General features: G+C 53.0%; 19 protein-coding genes and 2 pseudogenes. 11 read left to right on the top strand and 10 right to left on the bottom strand.

All coding sequences use genetic code 11. From position 1 onward, the window contains the following. Nucleotides 1–94: 94 nt before the first annotated feature. The gene (gene pyrC / locus MTH_RS05350) at nt 95–1,390 is read right to left on the bottom strand and encodes a dihydroorotase (protein ID WP_048060972.1); all 1,296 of its coding nucleotides are present in this window, start codon (nt 1,388–1,390) and stop codon (nt 95–97) included. Between the two features lie 159 nt (nt 1,391–1,549). On the opposite strand from pyrC, the gene MTH_RS05345 reads away from it, so the two are divergent. The 3 genes from MTH_RS05345 (at nt 1,550) to MTH_RS05335 (ending at nt 4,517) form a co-directional block, all read left to right on the top strand. Continuing rightward, entirely contained in the window at nt 1,550–2,647 is a 1,098-nt protein-coding gene (locus MTH_RS05345; protein WP_010876750.1) for a nucleotidyltransferase family protein, read from the top strand. After that, nucleotides 2,638–3,390 (top strand): peptidylprolyl isomerase, encoded by a 753-nt coding sequence (locus MTH_RS05340; RefSeq protein ID WP_010876749.1) that lies wholly within the window; start codon nt 2,638–2,640, stop codon nt 3,388–3,390. The genes MTH_RS05345 and MTH_RS05340 overlap by 10 nt, the downstream gene beginning before the upstream one ends. 80 nt (nt 3,391–3,470) lie before the next feature. Continuing rightward, complete coding sequence (locus tag MTH_RS05335) at nt 3,471–4,517, top strand: histidine kinase dimerization/phosphoacceptor domain -containing protein (RefSeq protein ID WP_010876748.1); 1,047 nt, start codon at nt 3,471–3,473, stop codon at nt 4,515–4,517. Nucleotides 4,518–4,701: 184 nt separating this feature from the next. Here the strand turns inward: MTH_RS05335 and MTH_RS05330 are convergent, their stop codons facing one another. From MTH_RS05330 to MTH_RS05315, 4 genes are read right to left on the bottom strand one after another with little or no spacing between them, the layout of a single operon-like run. After that, nucleotides 4,702–5,049: a hypothetical protein gene (locus MTH_RS05330; RefSeq protein WP_010876747.1), complete on the bottom strand. Its 348-nt coding sequence runs from the start codon at nt 5,047–5,049 to the stop codon at nt 4,702–4,704. A gap of 14 nt (nt 5,050–5,063) precedes the next feature. Beyond that, nucleotides 5,064–6,605 (bottom strand): serine--tRNA ligase, encoded by a 1,542-nt coding sequence (gene serS / locus MTH_RS05325; protein WP_010876746.1) that lies wholly within the window; start codon nt 6,603–6,605, stop codon nt 5,064–5,066. A 39-nt stretch (nt 6,606–6,644) separates the two neighbouring features. Beyond that, on the bottom strand, nt 6,645–6,917 hold the full coding sequence (locus tag MTH_RS05320) for a KEOPS complex subunit Pcc1 (protein WP_010876745.1): 273 nt from the start codon (nt 6,915–6,917) through the stop codon (nt 6,645–6,647). Between the two features lies 1 nt (nt 6,918). Beyond that, complete coding sequence (locus tag MTH_RS05315; RefSeq protein WP_048060971.1) at nt 6,919–7,710, bottom strand: AAA family ATPase; 792 nt, start codon at nt 7,708–7,710, stop codon at nt 6,919–6,921. Nucleotides 7,711–7,872: 162 nt separating this feature from the next. On the opposite strand from MTH_RS05315, the gene rplJ reads away from it, so the two are divergent. From rplJ to MTH_RS05295, 5 genes and pseudogenes are all read left to right on the top strand, one after another. After that, entirely contained in the window at nt 7,873–8,355 is a 483-nt protein-coding gene (gene rplJ, locus MTH_RS05310; protein WP_010876743.1) for a 50S ribosomal protein L16, read from the top strand. A 55-nt stretch (nt 8,356–8,410) separates the two neighbouring features. Beyond that, nucleotides 8,411–10,381 carry a phosphoenolpyruvate synthase gene (ppsA, locus tag MTH_RS05305; protein WP_394295909.1) on the top strand — a complete coding sequence of 657 codons (1,971 nt, stop codon included), beginning with the start codon at nt 8,411–8,413 and terminating at the stop codon, nt 10,379–10,381. A gap of 43 nt (nt 10,382–10,424) precedes the next feature. Then, on the top strand, nt 10,425–10,613 hold the full coding sequence (locus MTH_RS10265; protein ID WP_010876741.1) for a putative PEP-binding protein: 189 nt from the start codon (nt 10,425–10,427) through the stop codon (nt 10,611–10,613). Nucleotides 10,614–10,702: 89 nt separating this feature from the next. After that, nucleotides 10,703–11,851, top strand: a pseudogene (mfnA, locus tag MTH_RS05300) (tyrosine decarboxylase MfnA); the annotation flags it as partial. A 21-nt stretch (nt 11,852–11,872) separates the two neighbouring features. Further along, nucleotides 11,873–12,368 (top strand): annotated as a pseudogene (locus MTH_RS05295) (fumarate hydratase C-terminal domain-containing protein). A gap of 101 nt (nt 12,369–12,469) precedes the next feature. Here the strand turns inward: MTH_RS05295 and upp are convergent. From upp to cobZ, 4 genes are all read right to left on the bottom strand, one after another. Continuing rightward, entirely contained in the window at nt 12,470–13,102 is a 633-nt protein-coding gene (upp, locus tag MTH_RS05290) for a uracil phosphoribosyltransferase (protein WP_238374178.1), read from the bottom strand. 26 nt (nt 13,103–13,128) lie between these two features. Next, nucleotides 13,129–13,671 (bottom strand): tRNA (cytidine(56)-2'-O)-methyltransferase, encoded by a 543-nt coding sequence (locus MTH_RS05285; RefSeq protein ID WP_048061280.1) that lies wholly within the window; start codon nt 13,669–13,671, stop codon nt 13,129–13,131. 66 nt (nt 13,672–13,737) lie between these two features. Continuing rightward, nucleotides 13,738–14,487: an adenosylcobinamide-GDP ribazoletransferase gene (gene cobS, locus MTH_RS05280; RefSeq protein WP_010876736.1), complete on the bottom strand. Its 750-nt coding sequence runs from the start codon at nt 14,485–14,487 to the stop codon at nt 13,738–13,740. 99 nt (nt 14,488–14,586) lie between these two features. Next, entirely contained in the window at nt 14,587–15,420 is an 834-nt protein-coding gene (cobZ, locus tag MTH_RS05275; protein ID WP_394295908.1) for an alpha-ribazole phosphatase CobZ, read from the bottom strand. A 129-nt stretch (nt 15,421–15,549) separates the two neighbouring features. Here cobZ and MTH_RS05270 point away from each other — a divergent pair, with 129 nt between their 5' ends. From MTH_RS05270 to queC, 3 genes are read left to right on the top strand one after another with little or no spacing between them, the layout of a single operon-like run. Continuing rightward, nucleotides 15,550–15,876 carry an MJ1244 family protein gene (locus tag MTH_RS05270; protein ID WP_048060970.1) on the top strand — a complete coding sequence of 109 codons (327 nt, stop codon included), beginning with the start codon at nt 15,550–15,552 and terminating at the stop codon, nt 15,874–15,876. A 20-nt stretch (nt 15,877–15,896) separates the two neighbouring features. After that, nucleotides 15,897–17,132 carry a nickel pincer cofactor biosynthesis protein LarC gene (gene larC / locus MTH_RS05265; protein ID WP_048060969.1) on the top strand — a complete coding sequence of 412 codons (1,236 nt, stop codon included), beginning with the start codon at nt 15,897–15,899 and terminating at the stop codon, nt 17,130–17,132. Next, on the top strand, nt 17,129–17,797 hold the full coding sequence (queC, locus tag MTH_RS05260) for a 7-cyano-7-deazaguanine synthase QueC (protein WP_010876732.1): 669 nt from the start codon (nt 17,129–17,131) through the stop codon (nt 17,795–17,797). The genes larC and queC overlap by 4 nt, the downstream gene beginning before the upstream one ends. Nucleotides 17,798–17,956: 159 nt before the next feature. Here queC and oadA read toward each other — a convergent pair whose 3' ends face one another. Continuing rightward, nucleotides 17,957–19,663, bottom strand: a complete 1,707-nt coding sequence (oadA, locus tag MTH_RS05255; protein ID WP_010876731.1) for a sodium-extruding oxaloacetate decarboxylase subunit alpha — start codon at nt 19,661–19,663, stop codon at nt 17,957–17,959. Nucleotides 19,664–19,808: the final 145 nt, after the last annotated feature.

The following is a 19,808-nucleotide window of genomic DNA, read 5'->3' as shown; positions in this document are numbered from 1 at the left end:
GAAGTCCATTCGAACACATGGTTAAGAGGAAGCAGGAGACGAAAGAAAGTTGAATAAAGTCGTGTTTCTCTAATCAAGATAGGTCAAAGTCACTTCATGCACTCCCATGTTTACCATCATGCTCTGCAGGGATGTACCTGCCATTACCCTCAAGCACCTCCCCATCTCTCATGACAGCCCTGCCCCTGACAATGGTCATGACGGGACCTCCGGTGTAACTGAAACCCTCAAAGGGGGTGTAGTGGGCCTTACTGTAGAATTCATCTGACCTGATCCTGCCAGTCTCTTTAAGATCGATGACGGTAAAATCAGCGTCCATGCCCTCAGCTATACGTCCCTTGGACCTCAGACCAAATATCCTTGCCGGCTCCTCTGCAAGCATCCTCCGTATGGTGGAAAGGGACATCCTCCCCTTTGAGACCAGTGTAAGTAACAGTTTAAGTACAACCTCAAGGTTGGGGATCCCTGGTGGCGCGTCCCAGATACCCTTCCTCTTTTCCTCGATACCGTGGGGTGCATGATCGGTTCCAATGATATTGATCCTATCAAGAAACTCTGGATAAATCCGGCTCTCAGGGGGCCTCAGAGGAGGATTTGTTTTCACCATTGTCCCGAATCTTCTAAAGGCCCCTGAATCAAGCAGAAGGTGGTGTGGTGTGACCTCACATGTCACGTACTCCCTGAAGGGTTCAACAAGCTGAAGGGCCTTCACTGTGCTCAGATGACAGATGTGCACGGGGTGTTCATGGTGAATGGATAGTGCCAGGACCTCGGCCACAGAGACCTCCTCTGCGAGGGGAGGTCTTGCAAGGGCATAGGCTGAGGGATCACTTCTATCCTTTAATTCCTTCATGGATTTCATGACCACATCCCTGTTCTCGCAGTGCACGGTGACCGGCACCGGCGCTGATAGATCCTTAAGCTCTCTGAATAGCCCATCAACTGTACTGATCCCCGTGAGATCCATGAATACCTTGAAGGAGGCTGGCATGAACCTGAGAATACCTTTAACGTCTGAAACACTTCTGAAACCAGCGTGGAGCCCAAAATCAACAACACTCTTTCTTTCACCTATCCTGATCTTCCTTTCAAATTCCGCTGCGTTATCTGCTGGGGGGACCGTGTTTGGCATGTCAAGGACTGTGGAAAAACCCCCATGGGCAGCTGCCATTGAGCCTGTCCTGAAGTCCTCCTTGTACTCCAGCCCGGGGTCCCTGAAATGCACGTGGGCGTCGATCAGTCCTGGCAGCACGAAATAGCCCTTCAGGTCAATCTTCTCTGAAGCATCAATCCTTCCACGGGATATCTGCACTATCTTCCCATCATCCACACCTATATTCACGGTGAGGTCCCTGTCAACCCTGCAGTTTTCAAGTGAAAGATCAAACATTCTGACACCGTCCACTCCATCCAGAACTATCCTTTGAAGGCTCAAGCATTCTGACACCGTCCACTCCATCCAGAACTATCCTTTGAAGGCTCAAGCATTCTGACACCGTCCACTCCATCCAGAACTATCCTTATTTATCTCGCGGGACAGATTAATATTATGCCATCGGAATCCTTTCTGAAGAAGATCATGGGAAGGGACCTTCAGATAATGGAGAATGATGCGGATATGGGGCCTGAGTATGGTGACCATGCTGATGAACCTGAAATCATTGCAGACTTCACCGAGTACTCCCCCTTCCACATCGGACACAGGCACTGCATGATGGAGGCAAAGAGGAGGGTGCCCGAAGGACTCTTCGTTGCGGTTATACCAGGCCCCCTCGAGCGTAACGGGAGGGGTCTGCCCTACATGATGACCCGTGAGGCGAGGGCAGCAATAGCCATACGTGCAGGGGCAGACATAGCTGTTGAGGGCCCACCCATGGGGGTTATGGGTTCAGGCCAGTACTCACTCTGCCTTGCAGGCATGTTCAGGGCGCTGGATGCAGACTGGATACCTCGGGGCTACCGGCCCATCCCGGGCTTTGAGGAGGTCCTGAGGAGGATAAACCTGGGCCACAGGGTTGTGCCAAGGCCCCACAGGATCGTGGACCTTGACAAAGGAGAAACACTGCTGAAGGGCCCACTGGAGGAGGACAACTACGTCATCACCTCACTCGCAAGGGCCCTGGGTAAGCTTGGATTTGACTTCAGGGGGAAGTTCATCTTCGTGGAGAGGATCGGTGGTGTGAGCGGCACAGAGATACGGAGGGCGGTCTCTGATGGGGACCTTCAGAGGGTAGCCGGCATGCTACCCCCGGAGACCATGGATGTCCTGAGTGAGGAGATTGAAGCTGGAAGGGCACCCCTCCATGACATGCGCCTTGAGGATGAGATAATCAGGAACGCCAGTGAACCTGGAATGGACGAGCTCATGGACCTTAACCTCTTCGATGAGGTCACAGCCTCTGCCCTTATCAGGGGAAGACCGTACATGACCCTGAGGGAGGTTGAGGAGGCCATACCCCCATCATTCAGCAGACACCACAGGCAGCGCATACTATCGGTTCTTGAGGCAAAGGTTCATAAGGGACTGGTCCATAAATATATAGAAAATTATCCATCAGTAATTCGAATTCTTGGATTTAAGGATAAACAGATCCTGAAAGAATTTAAAGATAGAATACCACACAGGAGGCTAGAGATATGGCAGTGAATAAAGGAGACTTTATAAAAATAGAATTCACAGGTAAGGTCAAGGAGACCGGCGAGGTCTTTGACACAACATACGAGGAGGTTGCCAGGGAAGCAGGGCTCGGCATAAAGAAGATATTCGGCCCCATACCCGTTGTTGTTGGCGGCGGACACCTCATAAAGGGCCTCGATGAGGCCGTCATCGGAATGGAGGAAGGCGAAGAGAAACACGTCGAGATCGAACCCGAGGACGCCTTCGGTAACAGGGACCCCAAGCTCGTTCAGCTCATACCCATGGGCGAGTTCAAAAGGCAGGGCATAAAGCCATACCCTGGAATGACACTCACCGTTGAGGGCCATGAGGGCAGGGTTCTCAATGTCTCAGGAGGTCGCGTGAGGGTTGACTTCAACCATGAACTGGCAGGAAAAACCCTTGAATACGATTTAAAGGTTAAGGAGATAATCACGGATGATGCTGAGAAGGTAAAGAGCATGATCCAGCTCCACTACCCGTCCCAGAACATGGACATAGACAAGACAGAGGTTAAAATAGAGGACGGGAAAGTTATAATACATATGGATGAGATGACCCGTTTCGATAACAGGTCATACATGGACGTGACCCTTGCAAGGTTCAGGATAGCCCGTGACATCTGGGAGAACATCGAAGGTGTTGAGAAGGTCGAATTCGCCGATGTCTTCGAAAAGAGGGACATGGAAGCTGAAGAAAAGGAGGAAGAGGTTGAGGATGCAGGGGAGGATTAATTCCCCCATATCCTGTAATCTGTTTTTGTCCTACCCAGAGGTCACCAAATTTATTATATTTCCACAACCATAATCAATACATGGATCCAGAAAGAGATGCACTCAGGATAGCACTCTACTATGCCCTCTTCAGCATACTCTGGATTCTATCCTCTGATTACCTTGTAGCCCTCATGTTCCAGCCCCACGTTATGGTGAGGTTATCTGTTCTCAAGGGCTCACTCTTCATAATTTTAACGTCTTTACTTCTCTATTTTCTCCTTAAGTTATACCTCAGATCCCTCACTGATAAGGAGAGGGCACTGAGGATCAGCGAGCATAAGTTCCGATCACTCTTCATGGAACTTCCTCTGGGTGTGGTCCTCATGGACACCTACGGCAGAATACTTGAATCCAACCCTGCCATGGGGAGGTTCCATGGTGATTCCCTGGATGGCATGCTGATTGGTGAGATCCACCCGGACCTCGAACCCGGCCCTGACAGGGAATTCATGGTAAGGATGGATGGAAGGTGGCTCCGTGTGGTCATCACCAGAATCGAGGGCGGATTCCTTGGAATCTTCGAGGACCTCACAGATATAAAGAATTCAGAGGAGGCTGCAAGGAGGTCCCTTGAGGCCAACAGAACACTCCTTGCAGAACTCCATCACCGCGTCAAAAATAACCTGCAGATAATATCCAGCCTGATAAGCATCCAGTCCTCCAAAATGCCCCGGGAGCACGCCGAGATCATGAGGAGTCTTCAGCTGAGGATAAAGTCAATTGCGGTGATCCATGAGATGCTTCTATCAAGCCCCGAGTCCAGCAGCATCAGCTTCGCATCCTATGTCTCGGGCCTCACAGGCTACCTCCGTGACATGTATCAATCAGCCGCCGAATTCGAGCTGGATGTACCTGATGTGGAGTTCAATATTGAGACAGCCGTTCCACTGGGCCTCATAGTGGGCGAACTTGTATCCAACAGCCTCAGGCATGCATTTACTGATGGTGGAACCATCAGAATATCCCTTGAGGCCCGGGATGATGGATTCATTCTGGTGGTGGCTGATAATGGCGGGGCCTTCCCGATAACTTCAGCCTTCAGGAATCAGCCGGCATCGGCCTGGAGCTTGTTAAGAATCTGGTGAAACAGCTTGAGGGGAGTATTGATTGCCATTCAAATGAATGGACAACCTTCATGGTTGAGTTCAGGGAGCTGAAGTATCCTGAGAGGCTTGAGGGTATGGTTTGAGTTTGCCAATGACTCCTATTTCAGTGGTTTAGATGTTAGCTGAGAGGAATCTTAGCTGCTCTGACTCCTATTTCAGTGGTTTAGATGTTAGCTGAGAGGAATCTTATTATCCTTTCAGGGTCATTCATGAGTATCCTCATGACGTTCTCAGCACTTCCATAGTATGGTGCAAGGTACACCGTGTAGATCAGGTAGGATACCAGTGCAAGGACACAGAGGATTATGAGGAGGGCGATGAGGATTTTAGCCCCCAGACCCATCCCCTTCCCTTTCACAGGTTCTCCGGATCTTTCCTGGAAGAGCTTATCTGCGCAGCTCTGGCAGTAGTTCTTGCCGGCGAGTTTAAGCCGGCACTCCTCGCAGAGTATCCTCCCGCATATTATGCATGAGGCCACACCCTCACGTTCAGGGTGTTTGTCGCAGTTCAAGGCATCACCACCATTCAGTCCTGGCGCGGCCAGGTTATGATTCTCGGGTTCTCAACTCCTTCAACACGTTCTCCTATGAAGTCTGGCCAGTTCCCGGTCTCAAAGCCCTTCTGGGCCAGGAAACCATAGATCCACCTTGAGAGCCCTATGCCGGTGCAGCCGGTCCAGATGTTCAGGTTACGGGCCTCCCTTATTGAGAAGCCCTCGATGAAGTGGGTGCCATGGACATTGGCTGATACAACTGCAACCCCCTTCTCCCTTCCAGGGAGTGAGAGCCTCATCTCATACTTTGGAACATCAGGGAACTCTATACCCCTCTCCTCAACCTTCCGGCCCTCCAGGTAGAAGGGGTCATCACCCACCTCTGTGTACCATTCAAGTTCCAGTTCATCGGCGGCATCATGTGAGAGTTCAACTGTCCGGTCACGTATCTCCTCTGTCTCTCCTGGTTCGGCCAGCCATACGAGTTCCACCCTCTGGAATTCATGGACCCTGTCAAGGCCCTTGGACCCTCCGGCCTCCCACCTGTAGGTCCAGCCGCTCCTGTCAAAGAACTTTACTGGGAGGTCCTCAGCACTCACAACCTCGTGTGAGAGGAACTGGTAGAAGGGTTCGCACTGGGCCGGGGCTATAACGTAACCGGGATCCTTTATTCCCCTCTTAAGCAGATCCATGGGAACCTCCCGGTTTATGATGAGCTCATTTTTGAACTCCTCAAAGGTCTCAGGGTCCCTGCTCGGGGCGCTGCAGTAGTACATCCCCTCAGGGAGGCCCTCAAGGTACCTCATCTTGTTCATGATGTCAAGGGGTATGAGTTTGGGGAAGAGGCACTCAACAAATCCCAGGGGTTTCACAATCCTTTCAATGAAGAACTCCTCCAGGGCCCGGTGGAGGGCGGTTATCTTTGGACCGTAGAACCACTGTCCCCTTCCAGGGAACTTCTTGACCCATCCAAGGCGCATAGCCTCCTCTGTGGGGTCACCCTCAAAGAAAAAATCCCTGCTCCTGCTCCTGGCAATTATCTCACCGGGCGTTGCCCTTGTGACCTGTACCGTCAGGTCATCTGATGATTCAACAAGGGTCCTGGCGTGCTTCACCACACGGTCGAACACGTGTTTCCTCAGGTCGGATTCCTCCAGGGGCTGGAATCTGACCATTATGGTGCCATCTGTGATGGCGGCGTCCTCCACGAAGGGCAGTTCAGCCAGGCTGGGGATACCTGATACACCCGGGGCCTTCATTTCCATGGTGTAATCGGTGACTGATATCCCCCTAACACCCACCCTGTACTTTGGCCCGAGTAACTGTCCAAGGGGTTTCTTGAGCCTTAGAAGACCATCATGGGCCCTGACCCGTCTCCCTGACTCCATCTCAATGTGGAGTGTGTCGCCTTCAAGTCTCCAGGATTTTATATGGGCTGCTTCATGTTCCTGCCCCTCGGGGACTCCCCTGCGCAGGATGTCTGATTCGGCTTCAGTGAAGAATTTTTCCAGGTCATCCTCTATCCCAGGAACCTCTTTGCTGAGTTTTATTATTCCCTTGAGTTTGAATTTCATCCGATCACCGTTTATTTATTCACACCTAATTTCAATAATTCAGTCAGTATCACATGGTTTCATCATCTTCTCAACCACCATCTCAGAGAATATAAGGTCATCTGCGGTGTTGAGGGCGGTGCCAATGGAATCCGCCTCTGTGGTGAACCTGACCTCGGAGCCCTGAATTTCGGATTCAACAAATGATGCGTTATCTGGTTCAAGGGCCCTTTTCATGATCTCGGCCTCCTCCCTGGATTCATATTCTGCTTTTATGGTTATGGATATCATCATTTTCTTCTGCCTGTTTTGGGGCTGTAGTTCAGGATTCATCTCATCCCACCTCCTCCTGGAGTGATATTATCCTCTCTGAGATGTCCCTTATGGACCTCAGTGCCTCTGAATCAGGGTACATCATGAGGGGTTCTCCCCTCATATCCGCGGCTATAACCTTTTCATCCCTTGGCACCGATCCAAGGACCTCCAGGTTAAGGGATGCGAGTCGCTCCCTCATGAATTCCTCCTCATGGATATCTGAGACCTTGTTTATCACTGCCATTATCCTCTTCACTCCAATGTCACCTGCGAGCTTCTTTATCCTTTCAGCGGTTTCAAGTGATTTGAGGCCGGGTTCAACCACCACCACCATGAGGTCCACGGATTCAGCGGTTCTCCTTCCAAGGTGCTCTATCCCCGCCTCCATGTCCAGTATAACCATCTCATCCTTCCTGAGTATCAGGTGCCTCAGCAGGGCCTTGAGGAGCACCGAGGCCGGGCATACGCATCCCTCACCTCCATGTTCAACGGTGCCCATCACCATGACCCTGAGGCCGGGGCGGAGGGGATGTTCAATTGAGAGGGAATCCGGGAGGTCACCTATCCTGGGGTTTAGCTTGAAGACCTCACCGAAGGAGGAACCCGGCTCAGCACCGGTTCGCTCCCTTATAACATCCTTCATCCTTGATATCGGCTCCACATCCCCCTTTATCCCTATGCTGGATGCCAGGTTCATATCAGGGTCAGCGTCTATGGCAAAGACCTGGAAGTTCTCTGAGAATATGCAGGCCAGGGTCCCGGCTATGGTTGTCTTGCCGACCCCACCCTTACCTGTTATGGCTATCTTCATGATGACACCATGGAAACTTTTAAAAACCATCCCTGCTAATTATATGTATCCTTATATTTTCAGGTTATCTATTAACTCTTTGCTGTCCAAGACAATATTTATTAATGGTTACCGAGATACTCATTTCATAGTTATTCTCACAGGATCACAGGAGGATTATTTATGGTTCGTGCATACACAAGAAGAGAATATATCAAGAAGATTCCAGGTTCAAAGATCGTTCAATATGATATGGGTAACCTCTCAGCTGAATTCCCTATTTCACTGAGTGTGGCCGTCAAGGCACCCACCCAGATAACCCACAACGCCCTTGAGGCTGCCAGGATAGCTTCAAACCGTTACATGCAGAGGAGGGCCGGTAGGATGGGTTACCACCTCAAAATAAGGGTTTACCCCCACCACATTGTACGTGAAAACCCCATGGCGACCGGTGCCGGGGCTGACCGTGTACAGGACGGTATGAGGAAGGCCTTCGGTAAACCTGTAAGTACTGTGGCACTCGTTAAGAAGAACCAGAAGATAATTACAATCGAAACGAACAAGAAGAACTTCAAGGATGCCAAGGAAGCCCTCAGAAGGGCTGCAATGAAGTTCCCGGTGCCATGCAGGATCGTCATTGACAGGGGCGAGGAACTGGTTAAATAAACCTCTAATTTTTTTCAAATTCAATAATCATCACACAGCTAGTCCAGGGGATAAAATGGTTAAGTATGTGGCGTTTTTTGAGGAACTCGGTAAGGATGATGTGGGAATAGCCGGTGGAAAGGGGGCCAACCTGGGTGAACTGACACAGGCAGGCATACCCGTCCCCCCGGGTTTTGTTGTAACAGCGGCGACCTATGACAAGTTCATGACAGACACCGGACTGCAGCCGGTGGTCATGGAGATGCTTGAAAACCTTGATGTCAACGATACAAAGGAACTCCAGAGGGTTTCAGCCGAGATAAAGGACATAATAACATCAACTGAGGTACCGGAGGACATACAGACCCTCATAATAGAGTCCTACAATGCACTATGTCAGAGGATAGGAAAGGATGATGTTTACGTAGCCATACGTTCCTCAGCCACGGCAGAGGACCTCCCCGAAGCATCCTTTGCGGGTCAGCAGGACACCTTCCTGAACATCAGGGGCGCCGAGGATGTCCTGGATTATGTAAGGAGGTGCTGGGCATCCCTCTTTGAGGCCAGGGCCATATTCTACAGGGAGGAGAACAACTTCGACCACTCAAAGGTTTACATAGCAGTCGTTGTCCAGGAGATGGTGGACGCCGAGAAGGCAGGGGTCATGTTCACGGTCCACCCATCAACAGGTGAGGACAGGATACTAATAGAGGGGTCATGGGGCCTTGGTGAGGCCGTTGTATCAGGCTCAGTCACCCCTGACACCTACTGGGTTGATAAGGGAACAGGGAAGCTCCTTGAATTTACTGTTGGTGAGAAGAACATAATGTTCACCCGGGAGGATGGCAGAACCGTGAAGAAGGAGGTCCCCCCTGAACTCCGGAACAAACGTGTTCTCTCTGACGGGGAGATCGCGGCCCTTGCAGAGATGGGCAGGAGGATACAGGACCACTACGGCTCACCACAGGACACAGAATGGGCCATAATGGATGGTGACGTTTACATGCTCCAGTCAAGACCCATAACAACCCTGGGAGAGGCAACCGAGGAGACAGAGGTCAAATCCAGGGAGATACTGGTTAAGGGCCTCGGTGCAAGCCCGGGCCTTGCCTCAGGTAGGGTCAAGATAATCAGGGAGATCCATGAACTTGACAAGATACAGATCGGAGATATTCTCGTCACGGTCATGACAACCCCCGACATGGTGCCAGCCATGAAGAGGGCCAGCGGCATAATAACCGATGAGGGTGGTGTCACATGCCATGCAGCCATAGTGTCCCGTGAACTTGGAATACCCTGCGTTGTTGGTACCGGGAACGCAACTGAGGTCCTCAAGGAGAACCAGGTCGTCAGCATAGACGGTAACAGGGGACTCGTCTATGAGGGCAGTGTAATTGAGGGGGAGAAGAAGGAGGCTGAGGCCGAGACCGTCACCGTGGAGTCACCCCTTCTGACAGTCACAGAGGTCAAGGTCAACGTCAGCATGCCAGAGGCTGCAAGGAAGGCCGCCGCCACAGGGGCCGACGGGGTTGGACTTTTAAGGACAGAGCACATGATGTTAACCACGGGCGTGCACCCCAGGAAGTTCATTGAGGAGGGCAGGGAGGACGAACTCGTCAATACCCTTGCAGAGAACATCCTTAAGGTTGCAGATGAGTTCTATCCACGCCCCGTATGGTACAGGACCCTGGATGCGCCCACAGACGAATTCAAAACCCTTGAGGGCGGTGAAAATGAGCCCTACGAGCACAACCCGATGCTTGGATGGAGGGGTATACGCAGGGAACTCGATGAACCCGAGATCCTGAGGGCCGAGTTCCGGGCGATAAAGAAACTCCATGAGCAGGGTTACACTAACATAGGCATAATGATACCACTGGTCCAGCACCCTGATGAACTCAGAAAGGCCAAGATGATCGCTGAGGAGGCTGGCCTTAAACCCCACAGGGACGTTGAATTCGGTATAATGGTCGAAACACCTGCAGCGGCCCTGATAATCGAGGACTTCATAGAGGAGGGAATTGACTTTGTGAGATTGGAACCATGACCTCACCCAGTACACCCTCGCCATAGACAGGTACAATGAACACGTGGCGACCTTACACCGAGGGCCACCCTGCCGTCCTCAAACTCATAGAGAGGGTTTAAGGATATGCTACGTGGCAGGTGTCAGGACAAGTATTTGTGGCCAAGCAGGCAGCATCCCACGGATAGTTGAGAAACTGGTGGAGCTTGGGATAAGCAGTGTATCCGCAACACCGACGCGGTTGCAGAGGTGAGGAAGACGGTTGCAAGGGCCGAGCAGAGACTCCTCCTCAAGGCCGCACAGGAACTCCTCTAAACTATTTTTGGGCGTAAAAATGGATGAAAGGGTCTACCCGAGGAAAAAGTACTTGAACTTCTCGCCGAATTTCAGAGGAGGGACATGACCTACACCTCAGGCAGAATCCTCGGATCCATGTGCACATCATCCCACCCCCTCGCAAGGAGGGTTTACTGTGACTTCCTGGAGTCCAACCTGGGGGACCCCGGGCTCTTCAGGGGCACCAGGGAACTGGAATCCGGGGTGATAGGCATGCTCGGGGAGCTCCTCTCAGAACCCGATGCAGCAGGTCACATAATAACAGGGGGCACCGAGGCAAACCTCATGGCCATGAGGGCAGCCAGAAACATGGCTGGAGCTGAAAAACCTGAGATAATAGTCCCGAAGTCAGCCCATTTCTCCTTCAGAAAGGCCGCAGATATACTGGGACTCAGACTCAGGGAGGCTGAACTGGACCAGGACTACAGGGTGGACGTTGAATCTGTGAGGAAACTCATATCAGAAAACACCGTGGCCGTTGTTGGAGTCGCAGGGACCACAGAACTCGGGAGGATAGACCCTGTGGAGGAACTCTCAGAGATCTGCCTTGATGAGGACATACACCTGCATATAGACGCCGCATTCGGGGGTTTCATAATACCCTTCCTCAGGGAAACCGGCGCTGAACTACCTGAATTTGATTTCAAACTTCAGGGGGTCTCATCAATAACCGTGGATCCCCACAAGATGGGCCTGGCCCCCATCCCCAGCGGCTGCATACTCTTCAGGGACGCCTCCTACCTGGATGCCATGAGTATAGAGACACCCTACCTCACAGAGAAGCAGCAGTCAACCATAGTGGGCACCAGGACCGGGGCATCAGCCGCAGCAACCTGGGCAATCATGAAACACATGGGCCGTGAGGGCTACCGCAAACTCGCCCTGAGGGTCATGGGTGTAACACGCAGACTCAGGGACGGACTGGTGGAACTGGACTACCAGCTCGTGGTAGAACCCGAACTCAACATAGTGGCCTTCAACCACCCCGCCATGGGGCCACATGAACTTGCAGACAGACTCGAGGAGCTGGGATGGGCGGTATCGGTCTCATCCTGCCCGCCAGCCATAAGGGTGGTTCTCATGCCCCATATAATGGAGGAGCACATCGAACTACTGCTGAGGGACCTTGAGGGTATCAGGTTGAGGGAGGAGTAACCCGGGTCAGAGGTTGATACCATGATAAGGATAGAACTACCAGCCACCGGAGATGAGATAGCAAAACTCAGTGTCGGTGACAGGGTGCTCATGGATGGCACCATCTACACGGGAAGGGATGCAGCCCTCCCAAAACTGGTCAAGGCCCTGAAAGCGGGAGAGGAGCCCATCAACGTCATGGGCGCCGCCATAATGCACACAGCTGTAAGTCCAGCAGGCATAGCCCCCACAAGCAGCAACAAGGAGGACATAGAGGAAAGCATACCCTACCTTGCATCAAGGGGCGTGCTTGTCCACATAGGCAAAGGAAAACTTGGAGATGAGACTGTCAGGGCCCTCAAGGAGGCCGGCGCAGTCTTCATAGTAACACCACCCACAGCGGCCCTGCTGACAAGCAGGGTTAAATCGAGCAGGTGCCGCCTTTGAGGAGGAGGGCATGGAGGCCATCTTCGAACTCAGGGTTGAGGGCATACCCGGCATCGTCGCAGCTGCCAGGGGAACATCCATCTATGATTGACCTGATCCCTGCCTTCACCCTAGCAGACCCTGTCGTGAACACCAGTAACTGGTTTTTCTCTGATTTTAAAGGGTATGGCTCAAACGGCAACCCGGATCGGACTAATCTGATGGCCTCCCGAAGGCCAGATCCCCTGCGTCCCCGAGTCCAGGGACTATGTAGCCCATATCGTTAACCTCCTCCTCAACACCGCATGTGTAGACATCTATACCCCTCTGAAGGACCCTGTCAAGGCCCATCCTGGAGGATATGATATTGAAGACCACCGTCCTCGCAGGGGAGCCATGGGCCTCAAGGGCCTCCAGGATACCTATCATGGTGTTCCCTGTTGCTAGCATGGGGTCCGCTATCACCAGTATCTTATCATCAAGTTCAGGGACCCTGATGTAGTCGATTGAGACCCTGAATGGGGGCTCATCTGACCTCCTCGCACCGATAATACCGTGTTCTGCCTCAGGGAAGACCTTCATCACACCCTCTGTGAAGGGCAGTGAAGCCCTGAGGATGCTCAGAAGAACTATCCTGTCCCTGTCGGTTATCTCAACACCACTGGCCGTGCCCAGGGGGGTTTCAACCTCAACCTCACGCCATTTAAGGGTGTCTGCAAATTCGTAGGCCATGTAGCGACCTATATCAGTCACTCCCCGTCTGAAGCTGGCCGGGTCTATCCCCCTGCACCTTATGGTGGTGAGCTTCTCCCTGACTATCAGGTTATCAATCACCCTCAGCATCATCCTCTCTCCATCCACAGCTTATCATGTTAATCGCCATCATCGATCTCCCTGAGCATTTTACCCCTGGCCTGGGGGATGACCTCTATCCTGGCATCCTCAAATTTAAGGTCGAATTCAGCCCCATCAAGGAGCATGTGCATGAACACCGCCAGGGAGGAGACCTCAGAGTGGGGCTGATTGGTCACCCCCACGTTGTAGTCTGCAAGGCTGTAGACCTTCCCGGGGACCCTTGCACCCCCCACCACAATGAGCTTGTCCTTGCCGTTATCCATTATCCCGGGCACAACGTCCCTGGCAGGTAAACCGTACATGGTGAGGTGTATGACCTCCCCACCATCCTTCTTCCAGGAGTCTATGACACCCTGCCAGTTCCTCCGGTAGACCACACTGAAGGGACCACCCCATCTCCTGACAACATCCTCAACACCCTCCATGAGTTTAGGGTCCTCCTCACCACTCAGTATAACCTCCGAGGCACCGAAGGCCCTTGCAGTGAGGCATACGTGTGTCGTGATCCTCGCATCCCTTGATGGTCTGTGACCAAGCCTCAAAACCTTCACATCCATTATACTGACCTCCAATGAATCATTAAATACCATTAAACTCTCCACATGCTGGATGGGCACCCCCTTTACCTACAGCCCCGTTAATCTGATGGCCGCAAGGAGGCCCAGAAGTGACATCATCCTCCCCACCTCATTCGAGGCCCCCAGCACGTCACCCGTGCTCCAGTAGAAGTTCCTCCTGGCAACAAGACCAATGAAGACTCCTGAGAGGACAGCAACAGCAACACTAACAGCACCGGGAACCCCCGCCAGGAGGTATGCTGCAACGGCCCAGAAGATCCAGACCATGCCGGTGAAGGGGCTTCTACTCGCCATTATGAAGTGCCTCCCGGTCCCACCATCGAGGGGCCTGGATACCCGGGCGCAGCCCGTGAGGCACACCTTGGCCGAGACCTCCCCTATGAGGAGTCCCTGGAACAGGACACCCTGTGGAAGGGAATAGATGGCTGCTATGGTGGTTGATGATACGATGAGCAGAAGTCCAAGGCCACCTGTGCCTATCCTGGGATCCCTCATTATCTCTATCTTCCTCTCAAAGCTTCCATGGGACATGAGGGCGTCACCCATATCTATGAGGCCATCGAGGTGGTGGAAACCTGTGAACCAGATGGCGAATCCATAGGCAACACAGGCAACAACCGCCCCCGGGAACACTAGGGATGCAGCCACCCCGGCTGAACCCACTGCAACCCCTATGAGGGCGCCCACAAGGGGCCAGTGGAGTGTGAGTGAAGCTATATCCTCAATGCTGGCCTCTGATTTCAGGGGCAGAACCGTTGAGAAGGATATGAGTCCCCTGAGTTTGCCGGTGACGTTCATCAGGCACCCCCCTCGCAGGCGGATCTTTCTGTCTGTGGTGAGGGGAGTGGTGTAAACAGGGTTCTGGCGGATCTTGCTGTCCTCACAGGTCTACCCCCATCATTCGAAGAGGCGTGACATGCACCCGGCTATGAGACCCGCAACGGCATCATCCACCATGGGGCCCAGTTCCCCGAGGATACCGGGTTTTTCCTCATCATATCTCTTGAAGTTGAATATGGCCTTCGTACCTGCCACCTGGTTGGCAACCGCCATCCCCAGGACCTCATCACTGTAGAGGAAGGCAGGGTCATCCCTCAGATCCACACCGAGGATCCTCAGGTTTTCTATGTCCCCCTCAAGGTGCAGGGCGGCTGCAAGGAGGGCCCTGACATTGAGGTCCCCCAGTGCCCTCTGAATCTCTGACCTGAGACGGTCCCGGAGCTCGGCGGTGACATCAACACCCACCACCAGATCCATACCCGCATCGACCATGCCATCAATGGTGACGCCGCGGGCCTCAAGGAGCTCCTCAACCCCCGGGCCATCCAGGAGCACACCCTGAAGGGAGCGCCTGACAGCCCCCCTTATGTAATCTTCACAGGGCCGTCCATCACCCGGGAGTGCCACGACCCTCAACCGCTGCCCCATTATCTCAGTGAGGATCCCGGCGGTCGATGATACCTCCTCCACACTGATCCTCAGGGCTTCAGGTATCCGGTCACCGCAGGGCTCCCCGACGACCACCAGGACGTCCATCACATCCCCTGTGGATGAGAATGCCACCGCATCACCATCCCTCACCATGCAGTGGCCCCGGGGGAGGTCATGATGGACCTCGTCCTCAATTCTGATGCTTGAATCTGCAGTAACAAGGCCTGAATCTGCACTCACAGTTACATGATCCTCTTCAACCACAATCTCTGCACCGTTAACATTCATTTTCTTCTTCAAGTGATTCACCTTCAACATACGCCACCAGCTGTGACAGCTCTTATGATACCGGCAGTTCTCAGCTGCTGGAGTTTACACCCTCATCAGATTTATTATCTACACAGCACATATCTATGTATGGTGATATTAATGAAGGTGCATCTACGGGTATTCATTGAGGTCGAGAACCTGGGCCGTGTCATGAACATACTGGCAGATGAGGGCGTCACAGGCTTCTACATAGTGGAGTACAAGGGCGTCTCCCCGACAGAGTGGAAGGGATTCTCAGTCAAGGAGGACCCTGAATCAGCCATTTCACTGATACACGACTATGCAAGGGACGCAGTCCTCATATGCTCGGTGGTTGATGAGGAACTCGTTGAACCAATCGTAAACAGGTTCGGTGAGGAACTGGCCAGTGAGAAGTACACCATAATAGAGATACCCATAAGAAGGATAATAGTCAACTCACCCTAGTGAATATAAGCGGTGCTCGGATGGTAACAGTCATAGACCCCCAGCTGGCAGGGGTATCAGGTAACATGATGGTGGGCGCCCTCATAGACCTCGGGGCCCACCCCGAGAGGACAGCTGAGGTCATGGAGGATGCGGCGTCCCACTTCGGCGGTGCTGATGTGAGTGTATCTGAGGTTAAAAGGGCGGGCCTCAGGGCCACATACGTTGATGTGAGGGCTGACGAATCACTCAGTGTGGGCTACCTGGAGTTCCTCAGACTCCTTGAGGGGATCAGCCACCCTGCCCTGGATGATGAGATGCTATCAATGGCAAGGGCCGTCTTCCACACCATAGCCCAGGCAGAGGCCTCTGTCCATGGAGTGAAACTGGATGAAGTTCACTTCCATGAGGTCGGCGCCGCGGATGCGGTTGCAGATGTCATGGGGGCGGTGTTCGCATACTTCGACCTCAACCTCCACAGGGATGAGGTCTACACCCTCCCGGTTGCAGTCGGAGGGGGACTGGTGAGGGGTGCCCATGGCCTCACACCGGTCCCTGCACCCGCCACAACCGAGATACTCAGGGGATTCCCTGTCACAGGGGGACCATCCGGGGTTGAACTTGCCACACCCACCGGTTCGGCCCTCCTCGTGAACATGGTGCGGGAGCACCGCAGGTTCTTCCCACCAATGGAGATCCAGGCCACAGGCTACGGGGCCGGGAGCATGGACCCTGAATTCCCCAACATACTGAGGATAGTAAGGGGCTCAGGGCAGGTACCCCATGACACTGTCACGCTCCTTGAGACCAACGTGGACCACCTGAGCGGCGAGGTCCTCGGAAACATTTTCGAGAGGCTCCTGGAAGCCGGGGCGCTGGATGTGACCCTCACGCCGGTCATAATGAAGAAGAACAGACCAGGACAGCTTATAAGGGTCATCTGCAGGGAAAACGAGTATGAGAGGATCCTTGAGCACCTCTTCTCAGAGACAGGGACCCTGGGTGTGAGGATATTCCCCCAGGTCCACAGGGGAGTCCTTGAGAGGAGGATCATGGAGGCCGAGGTTGATATCAAGGGCCGCAGGACGGCAAGGTTCAAGGTTGGCCTCATGGGCTCAAGGGTCGTAAATGCACGGATAGAATACGAGGATGCCCGGAGGATATCACTTGAGACAGGAATACCACTCAGGGATGTTATTGAAATGTCTGAGAAACAGTTCAGAGACCTTAAATTCAAGGCGGATCAGGAGAATGATGGTAGCGGAGGCCTGAAATGAGGGCAATAAGCATACTCTCAGGGGGTATGGACTCGGCAGTTGCAACGGCACTCATGATGGATGAATATGAGATCCATGCCATAACCTTTGATTACGGTCAGAGGAGTGCCAGGATGGAGCTGGAATATGCGAGGAGACTATCAGAGCACCTCGGCATCGAACACACCACACTGGACCTCCAGTGGCTTGGAAGACTCGGGGGCTCAGTGCTCACGGCTGGAGGGGACATACCATCCCCATCGAACCTTGATGACACCGTCGAGTGCCTTGAGACAGCCAGGAAGGTCTGGGTACCGGGGAGGAACCTGGTATTCACCTCCATAGGGGTCTCCTTCGCCGAGGCCATGGATGCCGGTGCGGTTATAGTTGGCTGGGACCTGGAGGAGGCTGAGACCTTCCCTGATAACTCAGAGGAGTTCCTTGATGCATTCAACAGGCTCCTGGAGATAGGGACCCTGGATGGTGTTCGTGTGGTGGCACCGGTGATTGGTATGACCAAAAGGGAGATAGTGGAGGCAGGCCATGAAGTGGGGCTACCATTCGAGTTAACCTACTCATGCTACGCTGGAGACAGGGTCCACTGTGGCGTCTGCGAGTCCTGCATGAGGAGGAGAAGGGCCTTTGAGCTTGCAGGTATTGATGATCCCACAGAGTACCGTGAATAGTTCGACAGCGGCCCCATAACCCTATTCTATTTTTTGTCTGATCCAGTAAAATCCGCAGTGAAAAAAATAATGAAAACAGGCTTCTTTCAGAGGAATGGTTGAGGCCTGAATCATATATTTAACGGTCCCGGACTAGAGGCAGAATATAAAAGAAGGTTTTTATTTTATGACCATGATTATGTCGCCGGTCTCAACCTTTTCACCCTCAGCGGTGTATATCTTCTCAACAACACCACCGTGGGGTGTCTGGATATCGTTCTCCATCTTCATGGCTTCAACAACCGCGACAACGTCCCCGGCATTCACCTGGTCGCCCTCACTGACCTTGAGCTTCACAACCATGCCCTGCATGGTGGACTTAACTGCACCCTCAACATCCACCGGTTCGGGTTCAGCTTCCTCGATGGTCATGTAGCCTGTGGGGACCACCTTGACCTCGAACTCGTCACCATCGACCTCCACGTGGAAGACGGTTGGCACCTCACCTGTCGGGGCCATCTCCTCTGCCGGGGGCTCCAGGGGCTCCTCCTCGATTTCACCCCTCAGGAATTTAGGTGCAATGGCAGGGTAGAGGGCGAGGGTCAGTATGTCCTCCTCCTTCTCTATTATGCCCATCTCCTCACCCTTCCTCCTGCACTCATCATACTGGGGTTTGAGGATGTCCGCTGGTCTGCAGTCGATGGGTTTCTCATCTCCGATGACCTTCCTTGCGACCTCCTCATTTAATGGGGCAGGGGGTCTGCCGTAGAGTCCCCGGAAGTAGTCCTTCACCTCATTGGTGACCATGCTGTACCTCTCACCGCTCAGGACGTTCATAACGGCCTGTATACCGACTATCTGACTGGTTGGGGTTACAAGGGGAGGGTAACCCATATCCTTCCTCACCCGGGGCATCTCCTCGAGGACCTCCTCATAGCGGTCCAGGGCGTTCTGCTCCTTGAGCTGCGCAACAAGGTTTGACAGCATACCCCCGGGTATCTGGTATATGAGGACGTCTGTGTCGATCTGCTCGGCTATGGGGTCGAGGATGCTGCTGTACTTCTTCCGGATCTCCTCGAAGTACTTCTTGATGTTCTTCAGGATCTCAAGGTCAAGGCCCGTGTCGTAGGGTGTGTCCCGGAGTGCAGCCACAATGCTCTCTGTGGGTGGCTGGGAGGCACCCCAGGATAGGGGTGATATGGCGGTATCAAGTATATCAACGCCGGCCTCACAGGCGGCATAGTAGCTCATGGGTGTCATTCCACTTGTGCAGTGGCAGTGAAGGTTCACCATGAGGTCGGTCTCTTCCTTGAGGGCCCTCACGAGTTCGTAGGCATCATGTGGAGATATTAGGCCTGCCATGTCCTTTATTGCAACGGAGTCACATTCAAGGGCCTCCAGTTCCCTTGCAAAGTCCACATAACTCTCAAGGGTGTGATAAGGGCTGATGGTGTAGCAGATGACTCCCTGCACATGGGCTTCCTGTTCCCTGGCGACCTTTATGGCGTACTCCATGTTCCTTATGTCATTGAGGGCGTCGAATATCCTGAAGACATCAACGCCGTTTTCATAGGACTTCTCAATGAACTTCCTCACTATGTCATCGGGGTAGTGCTTGTACCCCACAAGGTTCTGGCCCCTGAGGAGCATCTGTATCGGCGTCCTTTTCACGTGTTCCTTAAGTTCCCGTAGCCTCTCCCATGGATCCTCATTCAGGTAGCGTATGCAGGTATCGAAGGTTGCACCGCCCCATGCCTCCAGTGAGAAGAAACCCACCCGGTCCATTTCCTCTGCGATGGGTGTCATGTCACGGGTACGGAGGCGTGTTGCAAGAAGTGACTGGTGCGCATCCCTGAATGCTGTTTCAACGACCTTTATCCCTTTCATCGTGACCCTCTCATGAGATCAATTAGATTCTTTATATACATAGTAGGAACTTCCTTAAATACACAGCAGATGTATTAATTCATCAGAACTCTGTACTACAACGTATAATGGTTATAAGGGATGAAATCATAATCCTAACAATTAA

It is taken from the genome of Methanothermobacter thermautotrophicus str. Delta H (assembly GCF_000008645.1).
In the GTDB taxonomy this organism is placed as follows: Archaea; Methanobacteriota; Methanobacteria; order Methanobacteriales; family Methanothermobacteraceae; genus Methanothermobacter; species Methanothermobacter thermautotrophicus.
Note: the sequence above shows the minus strand (reverse complement) of the source record. Positions and strands in the feature narration are given on the sequence as shown.